The 15,987-nt window shown below is 64.7% G+C and carries 16 protein-coding genes; 3 read left to right on the top strand and 13 right to left on the bottom strand.

The window, feature by feature from the left end; all coding sequences use genetic code 11:
- Positions 1-83: 83 nt before the first annotated feature.
- The 11 genes from IAG39_RS24060 to fdxA form a co-directional block, all read right to left on the bottom strand.
- On the bottom strand, positions 84-1,109 hold the full coding sequence (locus IAG39_RS24060; RefSeq protein ID WP_059374835.1) for an ABC transporter substrate-binding protein: 1,026 nt from the start codon (positions 1,107-1,109) through the stop codon (positions 84-86).
- A gap of 105 nt (positions 1,110-1,214) precedes the next feature.
- On the bottom strand, positions 1,215-2,198 hold the full coding sequence (locus IAG39_RS24055) for a branched-chain amino acid ABC transporter permease (RefSeq protein ID WP_059374833.1): 984 nt from the start codon (positions 2,196-2,198) through the stop codon (positions 1,215-1,217).
- Positions 2,195-3,082: a branched-chain amino acid ABC transporter permease gene (locus IAG39_RS24050; protein WP_118931855.1), complete on the bottom strand. Its 888-nt coding sequence runs from the start codon at positions 3,080-3,082 to the stop codon at positions 2,195-2,197. The genes IAG39_RS24055 and IAG39_RS24050 overlap by 4 nt, the downstream gene beginning before the upstream one ends.
- A gap of 146 nt (positions 3,083-3,228) precedes the next feature.
- Complete coding sequence (locus tag IAG39_RS24045) at positions 3,229-4,443, bottom strand: ABC transporter substrate-binding protein (RefSeq protein ID WP_059374829.1); 1,215 nt, start codon at positions 4,441-4,443, stop codon at positions 3,229-3,231.
- Between the two features lie 62 nt (positions 4,444-4,505).
- Positions 4,506-5,216: an ABC transporter ATP-binding protein gene (locus IAG39_RS24040; RefSeq protein ID WP_013392192.1), complete on the bottom strand. Its 711-nt coding sequence runs from the start codon at positions 5,214-5,216 to the stop codon at positions 4,506-4,508.
- Positions 5,213-5,986, bottom strand: a complete 774-nt coding sequence (locus IAG39_RS24035; protein ID WP_059374827.1) for an ABC transporter ATP-binding protein — start codon at positions 5,984-5,986, stop codon at positions 5,213-5,215. Before IAG39_RS24035 ends, IAG39_RS24040 begins: the two co-directional genes overlap by 4 nt.
- Before the next feature lie 357 nt (positions 5,987-6,343).
- The gene (nth, locus tag IAG39_RS24030) at positions 6,344-6,979 is read right to left on the bottom strand and encodes an endonuclease III (protein WP_054450563.1); all 636 of its coding nucleotides are present in this window, start codon (positions 6,977-6,979) and stop codon (positions 6,344-6,346) included.
- On the bottom strand, positions 6,976-7,614 hold the full coding sequence (gene rsxB / locus IAG39_RS24025; RefSeq protein WP_118931904.1) for an electron transport complex subunit RsxB: 639 nt from the start codon (positions 7,612-7,614) through the stop codon (positions 6,976-6,978). The genes nth and rsxB overlap by 4 nt, the downstream gene beginning before the upstream one ends.
- Before the next feature lie 180 nt (positions 7,615-7,794).
- Positions 7,795-9,021 (bottom strand): polyhydroxyalkanoate depolymerase, encoded by a 1,227-nt coding sequence (locus IAG39_RS24020; RefSeq protein ID WP_059374822.1) that lies wholly within the window; start codon positions 9,019-9,021, stop codon positions 7,795-7,797.
- Positions 9,022-9,233: 212 nt separating this feature from the next.
- Positions 9,234-10,034 (bottom strand): ferredoxin--NADP reductase, encoded by an 801-nt coding sequence (locus tag IAG39_RS24015; protein ID WP_118931854.1) that lies wholly within the window; start codon positions 10,032-10,034, stop codon positions 9,234-9,236.
- 49 nt (positions 10,035-10,083) lie between these two features.
- On the bottom strand, positions 10,084-10,407 hold the full coding sequence (fdxA, locus tag IAG39_RS24010) for a ferredoxin FdxA (protein WP_006389264.1): 324 nt from the start codon (positions 10,405-10,407) through the stop codon (positions 10,084-10,086).
- Between the two features lie 156 nt (positions 10,408-10,563).
- Between fdxA and pncB the strand changes: the two genes are divergently transcribed.
- A complete protein-coding gene (gene pncB, locus IAG39_RS24005) occupies positions 10,564-11,739 on the top strand; it encodes a nicotinate phosphoribosyltransferase (protein ID WP_059374817.1) in 1,176 nt (391 codons plus the stop codon).
- Between the two features lie 72 nt (positions 11,740-11,811).
- On the top strand, positions 11,812-12,162 hold the full coding sequence (locus tag IAG39_RS24000) for a RidA family protein (RefSeq protein WP_013392200.1): 351 nt from the start codon (positions 11,812-11,814) through the stop codon (positions 12,160-12,162).
- Positions 12,163-12,258: 96 nt separating this feature from the next.
- On the opposite strand, the gene IAG39_RS23995 is transcribed toward IAG39_RS24000, so the two are convergent.
- Both IAG39_RS23995 and IAG39_RS23990 read right to left on the bottom strand, forming a co-directional pair.
- Complete coding sequence (locus tag IAG39_RS23995; protein WP_059374816.1) at positions 12,259-12,768, bottom strand: NAD(P)H-dependent oxidoreductase; 510 nt, start codon at positions 12,766-12,768, stop codon at positions 12,259-12,261.
- Positions 12,765-13,598, bottom strand: coding sequence for a zinc-dependent peptidase (locus tag IAG39_RS23990; RefSeq protein WP_118931852.1), 834 nt, complete (start codon positions 13,596-13,598; stop codon positions 12,765-12,767). Before IAG39_RS23990 ends, IAG39_RS23995 begins: the two co-directional genes overlap by 4 nt.
- A 105-nt stretch (positions 13,599-13,703) precedes the next feature.
- Between IAG39_RS23990 and IAG39_RS23985 the strand changes: the two genes are divergently transcribed.
- Complete coding sequence (locus tag IAG39_RS23985; RefSeq protein WP_059374813.1) at positions 13,704-15,971, top strand: RelA/SpoT family protein; 2,268 nt, start codon at positions 13,704-13,706, stop codon at positions 15,969-15,971.
- Positions 15,972-15,987 lie beyond the last annotated feature (16 nt).

The raw sequence follows: 15,987 nt of genomic DNA, 5'->3' as shown, positions 1-15,987 counted from the left end.
TGTCTTCCTTCACTTGAATTGGGGTGGCGCTATCGGCGCGCCGAAACGTCAGGATACATGAGGCGGCTGCCGGCTTCCCGGCATCATTCGCGCGCCAGCGCCGCTTGCACGCGGTCGGCTGCCTGGGCCGGCATCCATTGCCGCCAGACCGGGCCGTATTGCTTGAGGAAATAGCGCGCGGCGTCCTCGGGTTCTTTGCCTTCGTTTTCCAGCCAGCCCAGGGTGGCGTCGATGGCGTCGCCGGGTACCGTCAGCTTGCCCAGGAATTCGGCGATCTGCGGCGCCTGTTTCGCGAACTCGGCATTCACGCCCGTGACGACGGGGTTGGGTTTGAACTCGGTGGGCACGGGATTCGCGCACTTGGGATCGGTCATGCAGGTGTAGGCGGCCTGGTCGAACGCGGGCAGTTCCAGCTTCACCAGATCCAGCGCGCCGACCAGCGAAGTGGGCGTCCAGTAGTAGAAAACGATGTCGCGCTTGCGCTTGTAGGCGGACACGATGGCGGCTTTCTGCGCAGCGCCGGAGCCGGGCGCGAACATCGCATAGTCCTTTTCAAGCTTCAAGGCGCGCAGCAGGTTCTCGTTCAGGGTGCCGCAGGCCCATCCTGCCGGACAACCGTAGATCCGGCCGCGGCCGGGTTCCTCGGGATCGGCGAAGACGTCCTTGAAGCGTGCCAGGTCGGCTGCTGACTTCAAGCCGGGATGGCGCTCGACGGTGTAGCGGGGCACGTACCAGCCTTCGCCGGCGTCGTAGACGTGGCCCACGCCCAGCACCTTGCCGCTGGCCAGGGCCTTCTTCCATGCGCCCTCGATCTGGCCGGGCCACACTTCCGGGGTGACGTCGACGTCACCGCGTTGCAGCGCCGCCAGCATGGGCAGGGTTTCGCCGATTTCGACCGTGGTCTTGCAGCCGTAGCCGTGTTCCAGCACGTAGCGTTCGATGCCGGCCAGCACCAGGTTGGATTCCCAGTTCAGGCCGCTGAAGCGGACCGGCCGTTTGACTTCGCATACGGGCGCGGCGGCATCCGCGGCTTGCGCAGCCGGGGGAAGAAGGGCGGCGGCCAGCGCCAGGGCGCCAAGGACGGGGGCGAGCGGATGCGGTTTGCGCATGGTCAGGCACCTGTTTGGTTGGGTGCCGTTCATTGTACGGGCGGCAGCGGCCTCGCCAAATGAAACGGGGCCGCATAACGCGGCCCCGTGCTTGCGCTGCCAGGATCAGGCGCGGGCGGCGCGCCGGCGATCGATGAAGGCGCCGACCTCGCCCACGATGCCGCGGCGGAAGGCCAGCACGCAGATCACGAAGATCAGGCCGATCACGATGGTGACCGATTCGCCCAGGCGCAGGAACCAGTCCACGCCGGTCAGGTTGGCCATCATCTGGCCGAAGTCGCCCACCTTGTTTTCCATCAGCACCACGATGAAGGCGCCGAGGATGGGACCGGTCAAGGTGCCGAGTCCGCCGATCAGCGTCATCAGGATGACCAGGCCGGACATCTGCCAGGTGGCATCGGACAAGGTGGCCGACACGAAGACCAGGGTCTTGGTGGCGCCCGCCAGGCCGGCCAGCGCTGCCGACAGCACGAAGGCCAGCAGCTTGAAGCGGTCGACGTCGTAGCCCAGCGAGATGGCGCGCGGTTCGTTTTCGCGCAGCGCCTGCAGCACCTGGCCGAAGGGCGAGTTCACCGTGCGCCAGATGATGAAGTAGCCAATGATGAAGATGGCCATCACCACGTAGTACAGGTTCAGGTCCTTGGACAGGTCGATCAGCCCGAACAGGGTGCCGCGCGGCACGCTCTGCAGGCCGTCCTCGCCGCCGGTGAACTTCGCCTGGAGGAAGAAGAAGAACACCATCTGCGACAGGGCCAGGGTGATCATGGCGAAATAGATGCCGCTGCGGCGGATAGCGATGGCGCCCATCGCCAGACCCAGCAGCCCCGCCACGGCCACGCCGAACAGCAGGCCGATCTCGGTGGGGAAGCCCCACACCTTGAGCGCGTGGCCGGTGGCGTAGGCCGCGCTGCCCAGGAAGGCGGCGTGGCCGAACGACAGCAGCCCGGTGAAACCCAGCAGCAGGTTGAATGCGCAGGCGAAGAGCGCGTAGCACATGATCTTCATGGCGAAGATCGGATAGACCCCGATGAAGGGAAGAATGGCCACCACGATGGCCAGTACCGCATAGCCCAGGAATTGACGATTCATTTTTCTTTTCCGAACAGCCCGGCCGGGCGGATCAACAGAACGATGGCCATGATGATGAACACGACCGTGCTGGAGGCCTCGGGCCAGAACACCTTGGTCAGTCCTTCGATCACGCCCAGGCCCAGACCGGTCACGATGGCGCCCATGATGGACCCCATGCCACCGATCACGACCACAGCGAACACGACGATGATGAGGTTGGAGCCCATCAGCGGAGAAATCTGCAGCACGGGCGCGGCCAGCACGCCGGCAAAGCCCGCCAGCGCCACCCCGAAGCCATAGGTCAGGGTGATCATGCGCGGCACGTTCACGCCGAAGGCCTCGACCAGGCGGGGGTTTTCGGTGCCGGCGCGCAGCAGGGCGCCAAGGCGGGTGCGTTCGATGACGAACCAGGTTGCCAGACACACTGTCAGGGAGGCTGCCACGACCCAGCCGCGGTAATTCGGCAGGATCATGAAGCCCAGGTTGGTGGCGCCGCGCAGCGCGTCAGGCGTGGGGTAGGGCTGACCCGAGACGCCGTAGAAGCTGCGGAACAGGCCTTCTATCAGCAGCGTCAGGCCGAAGGTCAGCAGCAGCCCGTACAGGTGATCCAGCTTGTACAGGTGCCGCAGCAACAGCTTTTCTATGATGATGCCGAACAGTCCGACGACCAGCGGCGCCAGGATCAGCATGATCCAATAGTTCAACCCCAGGTACGACAGCCCCATCCAGGCGATGAACGCGCCCAGCATGTAGAGCGCGCCGTGCGCGAAGTTGATGACGTTCAGCAGCCCGAAGATGACGGCCAGCCCGAGCGACAGCATGGCGTAGAAGGAGCCGTTGACCAGGCCTAGCAATAGCTGGCCGAACAAGGCCTGTATGGGGATGCCGAAAATGTCAGTCATCTTATGAAAATCCTGCGCGTACGGAGGGAAGCGAGCTAATCAAAACGCGGCCCGGCCAAAACGTGGCTCGGCCAAGACGCGGCCCGGCCAAAACGCGGCCCGGCGCATAGGTTCGCCGGGTCGCGTCTGGGGGCACGTGGGCTGGATTACTTCTTGACCAGCTTGCAGGTGGACTCGGACAACTTGGTGTAGACCTCGTCGCCAGGCAGCGTCGCCACGACCTTGTAGTAGTCCCACGGGGCCTTGGATTCGGCCGGCGTCTTGACCTGCATCAGATACATGTCGTGGATCATGCGGCCGTCTTCGCGCACGTAACCGCCTTGCGCGAAGAAGTCGTTGACCTTGTTCGACTTCATCCACTTCATGACGGCGTCGCCGTCGTCCGTACCGGTGGCCTTGATGGCGTTCAGATAGAAGGCCGTGGCCGAATAGTCGCCCGCCTGCAGCATGGAAGGCTTGCGGCCGACCTTGGCTTCGAACTTCTTGGACCAGGCGCGCGAGGCGTCGGATTGGTCCCAGTACCAGCCGTCGGTCAGGTACATGCCTTGCGTGGCTTGCAGGCCCAGCGCGTGGACGTCGTTGATGAAGACCAGCAGGCCGGCCATCTTCATGGTCTTGGTCACGCCGAATTCATTGGCGGCCTTGATCGAGTTGATGGTGTCGCCGCCCGCGTTGGCCAGGCCCAGGATCTGCGCCTTGGAGGCTTGCGCCTGCAGCAGGAAGGACGAGAAGTCCGAGGCGCCCAGCGGCGCCCGCACCTGGCCCTTGACCTCGCCGCCCGCGGCCTTGACCACGGCCATGGTGTCGCGCTCCAGCGCGTGGCCGAAGGCATAGTCGGCGGTCAGGAAGAACCAGCTCTTGCCGCCGTCTTTCACCACGGCGGAACCGGTGCCGCGCGCCAGGGCGACAGTGTCGTAGGCGTAGTGCACGGTATAGGGCGAACACTGGGCGTTGGTCAGGTCCGACGCGCCCGCGCCGATCGCCATGAAGGGCTTCTTCTTCGCGGCGGCCACGCCGGCCATGGCCAGGCTGGTCGACGAGTTGGTGCCGGCGATGATGACGTCCACCTTCTGCTCGTCGAACCATTCGCGCACGCGCGCCGAGGCAACGTCGGCCTTGTTCTGGTGGTCCGCGGAGACGACTTCGATCTTCTTGCCGTTGATCGAACCGCCGGCGTCCTCGATCGCCATGCGCACGGCTTCCAGACCGGCCTTGCCGTCGATGTCCGAATACACGCCGGACATGTCAGTGATGAAGCCGATGCGGATGACATCGTCGGAGATACCTTGCGCGTGGGCGGGTGCCCCAGCAAATCCCAGGCCCGCCATGGCCAGTGCAGCAGTGATGGTGTGCAGCTTCATGGGATGACTCCTCTCTTCCCTACGGTGTAGTGTTGCCGGAATTCCGGCGGATGACACAGGTTCTAGACGCCCAGCAGTTCGTTGAGCGTGTCCTGTTTTTCTGAAAGTTCTGCGGCTTCGAAGTGCTCGACGATCTGGCCGTGCTCCATGACGTAGAAGCGGTCGGCCAAGGGCGCTGCGAAGCGGAAGTTCTGCTCCACCATGACGATGGTGTAGCCGCGCTGCTTCAGCGCCGTGATCATGCGAGCCAGCGCCTGCACGATGACAGGGGCGAGGCCTTCGGAGATTTCGTCGAGCAGCAGCAGGTTGGCGCCGGTGCGCAGGATGCGCGCCACGGCCAGCATTTGCTGTTCGCCGCCAGACAGGCGCGTGCCGGGAGAATTCCGGCGCTCCTGCAGATTGGGGAACATGTCGTAGATTTCGGCCAGCGACATGCCGCCGCCCAGCGAACCGACGACCGGAGGCAGCAGCAGGTTTTCTTCGCAGGACAGGCTGGCGAAGATGCCGCGTTCCTCGGGGCAATAGCCCACGCCCAGATGGGCGATCTTGTAGGTGGGCAGGTCGATGGCTTCGGTGCCATGGATGCGTACCGAACCCTTGCGCGATCCCGTCAGGCCCAGGATGGCCCGCAGGGTGGTGGTGCGCCCGGCGCCGTTGCGTCCGAGCAGCGTGACCACTTCGCCTTGTCCAACGCGCATATCCACGCCGTGCAGGATATGCGATTCCCCGTACCAGGCCTGCAGGCCCGAAATTTCCAGTGCCGGGGTGCTCATGCGTGCGCTCCTTGAAGTTCGCCCTCGGTGGTGCCCATGTAAGCCTGCATCACGGCCGGATGGCGGGAGACTTCGGCGTACGATCCTTCGGCCAGCACGCTGCCGCGCGCCAGCACAGTAATGGTGTTGGCGATGGAGGACACGACATTCATGTTGTGTTCCACCATCAGGATGGTGCGTCCGGCGCTGACGCGCTTGATCAGTTGCGTGACGCGGTCCACGTCCTCGTGGCCCATGCCCTGCGTGGGCTCGTCAAGCAGCATCAGTTCGGGTTCCATCGCCAGCGTGGTGGCGATTTCAAGCGCGCGCTTGCGGCCATAGGGCAGGTTGACGGTGGTTTCGTTGGCGAAGGCGCCCAGGTCCACTTGTTCCAGCAGGTCGCGCGCCGGTTGATTCAGCACGGCGAGCTGCTTGTCGCTTTTCCAGAAATGGAACGACAGGCCGGTCCTGCGCTGCAGCCCGATGCGCACGTTCTCCAGCACGGTCAGGTGCGGGAACACCGCCGAGATCTGGAATGAACGGATCACGCCGCGGCGCGCGATCTGCGCGGGGCGCTCGCCGGTAATGTCGATACCGTTGAACTTGATGCTTCCCGACGTGGGAGAAAGAAACTTGGTAAGCAGGTTGAAGCAAGTGGTCTTGCCCGCGCCGTTCGGCCCGATCAAGGCATGAATCTCGCCCCGCTTGATACGCAAATCGACCCCATTGACCGCGACGAATCCGCGGAATTCCTTGGTGAGGCCTTTTGTCTCCAGGATCGTGTCGTCCATGTTCGCTGCACCGGCGTTGTATTTATTTCGGTCTCCACCTGCCGTCGTTGCGCCAGGTCCCCGCAGGGTCCGGAAAACTGTTCAGGAAATCGCAGTTTTCTTCTGAGTTGCCGGCGAGTATGCGCACCTATTTATCAAAATTCCATGAGGGTTTGTCATAGGTTTTGCAGTGCGGAATGGGCAATTGTCGGCAGGCTGACAATGCTTGCGCCACAAGGGAATAGAGGCTTTCCATAATGGAAACGCAATGCAGCAAATACGCGTTGATCGTCATCAACGCGTCATGGATTTATTGGCGAGGGAAAACCCGGTTTGCGGCGCGCCGAATGCCGCGCCGGCGCATAAGCTTGTGCGCGATCAGGCGGGTGTCTTCTGCTTGAATTCGCAGAGATCGGAAATGCCGCATTGAGGGCATTTGGGTTTGCGCGCGACGCAGACGTAGCGGCCCAGCAGGATCAGCCAGTGGTGAGCGTCCTGCATGTATTCGCGCGGCACGAACTTTTCGAGTTTCTGTTCGACTTCCAGCACGTTCTTGCCGGGCGCGATGCCGGTGCGGTTCGATACGCGGAAGATGTGCGTGTCCACGGCCATCGTGGGTTGTCCGAACGCCGTGTTGAGCACCACGTTGGCGGTCTTGCGCCCCACGCCGGGCAGGGCTTCGAGCGCTTCGCGCGTCTGCGGCACTTCGCCGCCGTGCTGCTCGATCAGGATCTTGCAGGTGGCGATGGTGTTCTTCGCCTTGGTGCGGTACAGGCCGATGGTCTTGATGTAATCCGCCAGGCCTTCTTCGCCCAGGGCCAGCAGGGCTTGCGGCGTGCCGTAGGCGGGGAAGAACTTGCGCGTGGCGATGTTGACCGATTTGTCGGTCGCCTGCGCCGACAGCAGCACGGCGATCAGCAGCTGGAACGGCGTGTCGTATTCGAGCTCGGTGGTCGGATGCGGGTTGGCGGCCTGCAGGCGGGCGAAGATCTCTCGGCGTTTGGCGGCGTTCATGATTGCGTGGGGTTGCGGCGGGCCCGGGCGCGGGCCAGCGCGGATTCAATGGCGGAACGCTTGCGGTCCTCGTTGCGCGCCTCGTCGGCGGCGGGAGCGCTGGGCGCGGCAGCCGCTTCGGGCGCCATCAGGCGCGCGTTGTCGGCGGCCAGGCGTTCGGTGCGCGCCAGATGGCTGCGGTGGCGCTGGCGGCTGATCGTGGCGTCTTGCGCGCTCCACGCGCGGCCGGCCGGCACCATCTGGATGCAGTCGACCGGACAGGGCGCCACGCACAGGTCGCAGCCGGTGCACCAGTCGGCCAGCACGGTGTGCATGTGCTTGTTGGCGCCGACGATGGCATCCACGGGACAGGCCTGGATGCACAGCGTACAGCCGATGCAGTGGGCTTCGTCGATGCGCGCGACCAGCAGCGGGCCGGGCTCGCCGCGCGTGGTGTCCAGGGGCAAGGCGGCAGTATCAAGCAGGACCGCCAGCGCGGCGATGCCTTCATCGCCTCCGGGCGGGCAGCGGTTGATCGGAGCGGAGCCGTCCGCGATGGCGTCGGCGTAAGGCCGGCAGCCGTCGTACCCGCACTTGGTGCATTGCGTCTGGGGCAGCAAGGCATCGATGCGGTCGGCTAATGAGCGACAGGACATGAATGTGTAGAAGAAATCGTGGGACGGGGGGAAGGCGTGCAAGACAGGAACCAGGGGCTCCAAATGCGAATCGCGCGCAACCGTTCAGACAGCGGTGATATTTCTAGCCACCGCTGTTTGAAGGGTTGCGCGCGTCGGAGGTCCGGATTCTAGGCCGGCTTGACCCGCGCTACACCCATCCTACGCAGATTGCCGGATGAATTCGGCAATTTTAGGACAGATCATTTCGCGCCAGCGGCGGCCCGAGAAAATGCCGTAGTGGCCGCAATTGGGCGCCGTGTAATGCGTCTTGCGCTCGGCCGGAATGTTCTTGCACAGCTTGATGGCGGCGCGAGTCTGGCCCTGGCCCGAGATGTCGTCCAGTTCGCCTTCGATGGTGAGCAGGGCGACCTTCTTGATGTCAGCCGGCCGCACCAGCTTGCCGTCCACTTCCCAGGTGCCGTTGGGCAGCTGGAATTCCTGGAACACCATGCGGATCGTGTCCAGGTAGAACTCGGCCGGCATGTCCAGCACGGCGTTGTATTCGTCGTAGAAGCGGCGGTGCGCTTCGGCGTCGCTGTCGTCGCCGCGCAGCAGGTCCAGGTAGAAGTCGTAATGCGACTTCATGTGGCGGTCGGGGTTCATGGCCATGAACCCCGCGTGTTGCAGGAAACCCGGGTAGACCTTGCGGCCAGCGCCCGGATAGCGGGGCGGCACCGGATGGATGACCTGGTTCTCGAACCAGCTGTAGGGCTTGGTCGTGGCCAGGCGGTTGACCTGCGTGGGCGACTGGCGCGGGTCGATGGGGCCGCCCATCATCACCATGCTGCGCGGCTGACAGGGATCGTTGGCGGAGGCCATCAGCGAGACGGCGGCCAGCACCGGCACCGTGGGCTGGCACACGGAAATCACGTGGACGTCCGGACCCAGGTGGCGGATGAAGTCCTGCACGTAGCGCACGTAGTCGTTCAGATGGAACGGACCGGCCGACAGCGGCACCATGCGGGCGTCGACCCAGTCGGTGACGTAGACGTCGTGGGCCGGCAGCAGGGCGCGCACGGTGTCGCGCAGCAGGGTGGCGTGGTGGCCGGACAGCGGCGCGACCAGCAGGACCTTGGGATCGTCGCGGCCCGTGTGGCGGACATCGCGCTGGAAATGCAGCAGGCGGCAGAACGGCTTGTCCATGGCCACGCCTTCGATGACGCGGACGGACTTGCCGTTGATTTCGGTGGTGGGCAGGTTCCAGGCAGGCTTCTGGTATTCCTTGCCGATGCGGGTCATCAGCTCATACCCGGCTGCCATCTGGCGCGAAATCGGGGTATAGGCGAGAGGGCTGTAGGGGCTGGAAAACAGCTGGGAACCGGCGTCCGTGAATGCAGCGAACGGAGTCAGGAAGGCGCGCTGCATTTCGTGCAATTGATACAGCATTTGAGAAAAGTCCTTCTGGGTCGTGCGTGTGTCCCGATTATTGCTCCGGGCACTAACGATATTTCTAAACAGCCTGAAGAAACGCCGACAAAAAAAGCAAATCTGTTGCTAAAAAGCGACCCGACTACCCATTGGGCACCAGTTTAGGGCGCTTTTTACACCCGGAAGCCATATCAAAGGGAGGATTTATGCACTAAGTCGGACGGAGAGAACTACCAGTAGTTTTCTACCGCCAGATTGCCGGGAATGCCGCGGCGTCCAGGCTTGAAGCCGCGTTCGCCCAGCAGCTTGCGGGCGTCGGCCAGCATGTCGGGGTTGCCGCAAAGCATGATCTTGGCCTGCTCGGGATCCAGCTGCTGGCCGGCCAACTGCTCAAGGCGGCCGTCGGCGATCAGCGTGGTCAGGCGTTCCTGCGGCATGCCGGGCAGGGCTTCGCGGGTGGCGATGGGCAGGTAGACGAGTTTCTGCGGATCCGCCGCGAAAAACTCGGCCAGGGCCGGCTGGTTGCGCCAGGATTCGATTTCGGTGCGGTAGGCGAGCTCCGCGGCGGTGCGCACCCCGTGCACCAGGATGATGCGGCGGTAGGCCCGCCAAACTGCCGGGTCGCGGAGGATCGACAGATAGGCAGACAGGCCGGTGCCCGAAGCCAATAGCCAGAGATCGCCGCCGGGCGCGAAGCGCTCCAGGGTCAGAAACCCGTAGGGCGTCTTCTCCACATACAGGGAGTCGCCGGGCTGCAGCCGCGCCATGCGCGGACTGAACAGGCCTTCGGGGACCACGATGGAATAGAACTCCAGCCAGGGTTCGTGCGGCGCCGACACCATGGAATAGGCGCGCCACAACGTGGGTTCGCCTTCCGATGCGCCGGCTTCCGGCAGACCGACCCGGGCGAACTGGCCCGGCTGGAACGTATACGCGTCGTCGCGCGTCACGCGCACGGAGAACAGCTTGTCAGGCACCCAGGTATGGACGTGGGTAACGGTCTGGCGCGTGTATTTGGAGTCGTCGGTCATCGGTACATCGCGCGAAGCCGGCCGCCAGGGTGGGGCCGGCGTTCGCGGATTATTTTTCCAGGTATTGCAGCTTGTCCTGCTTGCCGTTCCATTCGTCGGCGTCGGGCAGGGGCTTCTTGGCACGGCTGATGCTGGCGAACTCGGGCGAGAGTTCGGCATTCAGGGCGATGAAATTCAGCTGGTCCTGCGGCACGTCTTCTTCGGCGTAGATGGCATTGGCCGGGCATTCCGGGATGCAGACGGCGCAGTCGATGCATTCGTCGGGATCGATCACGAGGAAGTTCGGACCCTCACGAAAACAGTCCACCGGGCACACGTCTACGCAATCGGTGTACTTGCACTTAATACAGTTTTCGGTGACAACGTGGGTCATTCAGGAACTCCGGGAGCGGCGGCTTTTGTGTCTTGTTGGGCGGATTTTACCCAATGCCGCGCCGATGTGCCGGCAATACCCGTATTGACATAGTGGCCCTTCGCCCTGAACAGCGGGGGCTCTATGCTATGGTGTCGCGAAACGAAACGCGCCATCATGATAATCACTTCGCTGCTCGACACCGATCTGTATAAATTCAGCATGATGCAGGTGGTTCTGCATCATTTTCCCGCTGCCCAGGTCGAGTACCGTTACAAATGCCGCACGCCCGGGGTCGACCTGCGTCCCTACCTGGACGAAATCCGCGAGGAAGTGCATCAGCTATGCCAGCTGCGCTTCACCGAGGACGAACTTAAATATCTGGGCGGCTTGCGCTTTATCAAAAGCGACTTCGTCGATTTCCTCGAACTCTTCCATCTGCCGGAGCGCTGCATCCACATCGGCGTAGGCGAGGGGCCGGGCGAAATCAGCATCGAGGTCAAAGGCCCGTGGCTGCATACGATCCTGTTCGAGATCCCGGTGCTGGCCATCGTCAACGAGGTCTATTTCCGCAACACGCGCAAGAATCCCGACTGGGAAGAGGGCCGCAAGCGCCTGCATTCCAAGATGCACCTGGTGTTGGACGATCCGGCGCTGGCCGATTTCCGCGTGGCCGAATACGGCACGCGGCGCCGCTTTTCCAAGATCTGGCACGAAGAAATCGTGTCCACCATGAAGTCGCAGATGGGCGTGCATTTCGCCGGCACCAGCAATGTGCTGCTGGCCAAGCAGCACGAGGTGCTACCCCTGGGAACCATGGGCCACGAATACCTGCAAGCCTGCCAGGCGCTGGGTCCGCGGCTGCGCGATTCGCAGGTGTACGCGCTGGAGGTGTGGGCCAAGGAATACCGTGGCGACCTGGGCATCGCGCTGTCGGACGTCTACGGCATGGATGCCTTCCTGCGCGATTTCGACATGTATTTCTGCAAGCTGTTCGACGGCGCGCGGCATGATTCAGGCGATCCCTTCGTCTGGGGCGAACGCCTGCTCGAGCACTACCGCAAGAACCGCGTGGATCCGCGCGCCAAGACGCTGGTGTTTTCGGATTCGTTGACCTTCCCGCGCGCCATCGAGCTGGCCCGCCAGTTTTCCGGCCGCTGCAAGGTGTCCTTCGGCATCGGCACCAACCTGACCAACGACCTGGGCCACGAGCCCTTGCAGATCGTCATGAAGATGGTCCGCTGCAATGGCCAGCCGGTGGCAAAGGTGTCCGACGCGCCGGAAAAGACCATGTGCGACGATCCGGCCTACCTGGCCTATCTGCGCCAGGTGTTCCAGCTGCCTCCCGCCTGACGGCGGCTCGGGGTAAATTGCGGGTTCTTCTGCATTGTTCCACCCAACCCACTCGAATCTAGGGGACTATTCATGAGCAGCATCAAGCGCTTCCACGTGGCCAAGCGCCTGTCCGACATGGCCGTGTACAACGGCGTCGCGTACCTGGCCGGCCAGGTGCCGGACGATTCCACGCTCGACATCACCGGCCAGACCGAACAGGTGCTCGCCACGATCGACCGCCTGCTGGCCGAAGCCGGCACCGACAAGACCAAGATCCTGATGGCCCAGATCTATGTGGCCAACATGAAGGAATTCGATGGCATGAACAAGGCCTGGGACGCCTGGGTCGCCGACGGCAATTCGCCTCCGCGCGCCACCGTCGAGGCCCGTTTGGCCAACCCGGATTTCAAGGTCGAAATCGTCGTGACGGCTGCCGTCTGAGATGTTTGCCGCGTTGGGCGCCCTGGGCGTCCGACGCGTGCGCGGGTGGCGGGCCATCGCGTCCGCCATCCGTCTCTTCTTCCCGCGTTGTGCCGGCTACTGCCCGAGCAACAGCGTCGCGGCCAGCAGGCCGCCCAATTCCTCGCATTTCGCAAGTTCCGCACTGGCCACGGTCTTGGGCGCCAGGATCTGCTGCGCCGTCTGCGCGCCCATATTGACGATGAGCGGAGGCGCCAGCGCGTTGAGCCGCCAGCCGGTGCAGATGCGTTCCACCTGCCGCGCCGCGCCCGAGCCGTCGCTGCCCGCGCTGATGGCGCAGGCGTAGGGCAGCCCTTGTATCCGGTCCAGCACGGCGTAGTAGTTGCGGTCGAAGAACTCCTTCATCTCGCCGCTCAGCGAGGCCAGGTTTTCGGGGGCGCAGAACAGGTAGGCCTGGCTGGCGAGCATTGCATCAGCCTGCGTATCGGCGGCCCGCCGCAGGACCACGTTCAGATCTGCCGCCTGTTCCAGCTGCGCGGCGGCCGCGAGCGCGCCGCGCGCAGCGGCTTCGGCCATCTGCCGCGCGGCGCCGGTACGCGAATGCCACACGATCAGCAGCTGTTTCATGCGTAGCGTTCCAGGGGATCCTGCCGGTAGTAGGCCCGCAGCAGTCCATACCATTGCGGCAGTGCTTCGTGCATGGGATAGGGATCCACGAAGAAGTGTTCCGAGCTGACCGCGAAGAACTCGGCTTCGTCGGTGGCGGCATACGGGTCCATCGGCAGTTGGCCGTACCAGGCGTCGGCGGCCTCGCTTTCCGGATCCACGTCGTGCGGGATGGCGGCTTCGACCGCGTCCACGGCCGCGATGAAGCGGTCCAGGCTGTCGTCCAGGATGCGGCGCCATGCCTGGGGCTTGAGTTCGGGGTGCGCGGCCAGCGAGGGCATGCCGTCGGCATGGCCCGACCGCAGGTCCAGCTTGTGGGCGAACTCGTGGATGACCACGTTGAAGCCGCCCTCGGAGAACTGCGTGTCTTCCCAGGACAGCACCAGCGGCCCTCCTTCCCAGGCTTCGCCGGCGGCGTCCTCCAGGTATTCGTGCACCACGCCGTCATCGTCCTGGCGCGAGCGCGGAATGCGGAAGCTGGCCGGGTACACGATGATCTCGTCCCAGCCTTCGTACAGTTCGGGCGCCAGGTTGAGGATGGGCAGGCTGGCCTGGGCCGCGATGCTCAGGCGCATGAAGTCCGAGACCTCCAGTCCTTGCGCGCCATTGATGTGCTTGCTGGCCAGCAGCCAGGCCGAGCGCGCCTGCAGCTGGGCGGCTTCATCGGCGTTCAAAGCCGCCAGGAACGGGTGGGCGTCCAGCACCCCTTGCCACAGTTCCGGGGAGATGCGGGCCTGCATTTCGGCCACCGCGGAGGGGCGGGCGCCCCGGCCCTTGAGCCAGCGCAACATAAGCTTCGGTTCCTTCCATATGCCGGGGCTAGCGGCTGCTTTTGGTGTCTACAAACCCTAGTGTAGAGTGTCGGGATATCAAACTACCTCCGCCTGCCGTCCGTCATGTCCGCCCCGCCTGTTCCCGACGCGCCTACGCCTTTCGACGCTACCTGGCGCCAGGAGGTAGGCGCCGGCCTGGATGCCGACGGCGTGGCGCTGATCGACCAGGCCGTGGCCTGGGCCGAACCGCGTTTCGAAGGGCAGCAGGCGCTGACCGGCGAACCCCTGGCCGGGCATGGCGCGGGCGTGGTCCGCATCCTGGCGGCTCTGCATACCGATGCCGCCACCCGCGCCGCGGCGCTGCTGGCTGCCTTGCCGACCGACCTGATGGCGCCCGCGCCGTCCCTGCGCAGCGATCCGGTCGCGGCGGCATTCGGCCCTGAAATCGCGCGGCTGGTGCAGGGCACGCGCGCGCTGCTGCGCCTGGGCGTGGTGGCGCGGCAGGCAAGCGACGCCGCCGCCGAAAGCGGCTCGCAAAAGGAGATGCAGCGCAAGATGCTGCTGGCCATGGCGGCCGACCTGCGCATCGTGCTGATGCGGCTGGCCTCGCGCCTGCGCACCTTGCGCTGGCACGCGGAAAGCAAGGCGCCGTGCTCCACCGATTTCGCCCGCGAAACCCTGGACCTGTATGCGCCGCTGGCGAACCGCCTGGGGATCTGGCAGATCAAGTGGGAAATGGAAGATCTGGCGTTCCGCTTCCTGGAGCCCGACAAGTACAAGCAGATCGCCCGCCTGCTGGAAGAGAAGCGGGTGGAGCGCGAAGCCTTCATCGCCGGCGCCATCGAGCGCCTGCAGACGGGACTGGCCAAGGCGGGCGTCGAGGCCGAGGTCAGCGGCCGGCCCAAGCACATCTACAGCATCTGGAACAAGATGCGCGTGAAGCGGCTGGATTTCTCGCAGATGTACGACCTGCGCGCGCTGCGCATCATCGTTGATGACGTGCGCGCCTGCTATACGGCGCTGGGCATGGTGCACGAAATGTGGACGCCGATCTCCGAGGAGTTCGACGACTATATTTCCCGGCCCAAACCCAACGGCTACCGCTCGCTGCACACAGTGGTGGCCGACGACGACGGCCGTCCCTTCGAAGTGCAGATCCGCACACGCGAGATGCACCAGTTCGCCGAGTACGGCATGGCTGCGCATTGGCGCTACAAGGAAGCGGGCGCCAAGGGCGGCCAGGTGGCGGCCTCCAGCGAATACGACCGGCAACTGGCGTGGATGCGCCAGCTGCTGGCCTGGAACAGCGATGTCGAGGGCGGCGGCGAACCCGCCCAGCCCGCGCCCGCCAAGCCCGCATCGGGCAAGCAGCGCGGCGCGGCGACGGCGCCGGTCCATACCGATGAGCGCATCTACGTGCTGACGCCGCAGGCGCGCGTGATCGAACTGCCAGCCGGCGCCACGCCGGTGGATTTCGCCTATCACCTGCATACCGACCTGGGCCACCGCTGCCGCGGCGCCCGCGTCGACGGGCAGATGGTGCCGCTGCAGACGCATCTGTCCACCGGCCAGACCGTGGAGATCATCTCCGCCAAGTCCGGCGGGCCCTCGCGCGACTGGCTCAACCCGCAGCTCGGCTTTTTGGCCAGTCCGCGGGCCCGCGCCAAGGTGCGCATGTGGTTCAACGCGATCGAACTGCAGCAGCGCATCACCCAGGGCCAGGCCCTGGTCGAAAAGGAATTGCAGCGCCTGGGCAAGACCGCCGTCAACCTGGAGCAGTTGGCGCAGAACCTGGGGTTCGCCCGCGCCGACGACCTGTACGTGGCGGCGGCCAAGGAAGAATTCAGCCTGCGGCAGATCGATACCCTGTTCCAGCAGCCCGGACCGGCCGTCGAGCCGCAACCGGCCGCTTTGCGCCACGCCAGCGCCGGCAGCGCCGAGAAAAGCGGCAAGAGCGGCGTGCTGGTGGTGGGGGTGGGGTCGCTCCTGACGCAGCTTGCGCGCTGCTGCCGTCCGGCGCCGCCGGACCCCATCGCGGGCTTCGTCACGCGCGGACGCGGCGTGTCGATCCACCGCAGCGATTGCCACAGCTATCTGGCGCTGGCCGCCCGCGAGCCGGAGCGCGTCATCGAGGTGGCCTGGGGCGAGACCGGCGACACGTTCTACCCCGTGGACATCAGCGTGCGCGCGCACGACCGTTCCGGCCTGTTGCGGGACCTGTCCGAAGTCTTTGCGCGGCTGCGCCTGAACGTGGTGGGCGTGAACACGCAAAGCAAGCAGTCGCTGGCTCATATGGTGTTCACGGTGGAAGTGCGCGGGGGGGAATCACTGTCCCGCGCGCTGGACGCCCTGGCCGAAGTGCCGGGCGTGTCGTCGGCGACACGCCGCTAGGCGGGAAACCCGGGCC

The sequence above is a fragment of the Achromobacter xylosoxidans genome, assembly GCF_014490035.1.
Lineage (GTDB): Bacteria > Pseudomonadota > Gammaproteobacteria > Burkholderiales > Burkholderiaceae_B > Achromobacter > Achromobacter bronchisepticus_A.
Note: the sequence above shows the minus strand (reverse complement) of the source record. Positions and strands in the feature narration are given on the sequence as shown.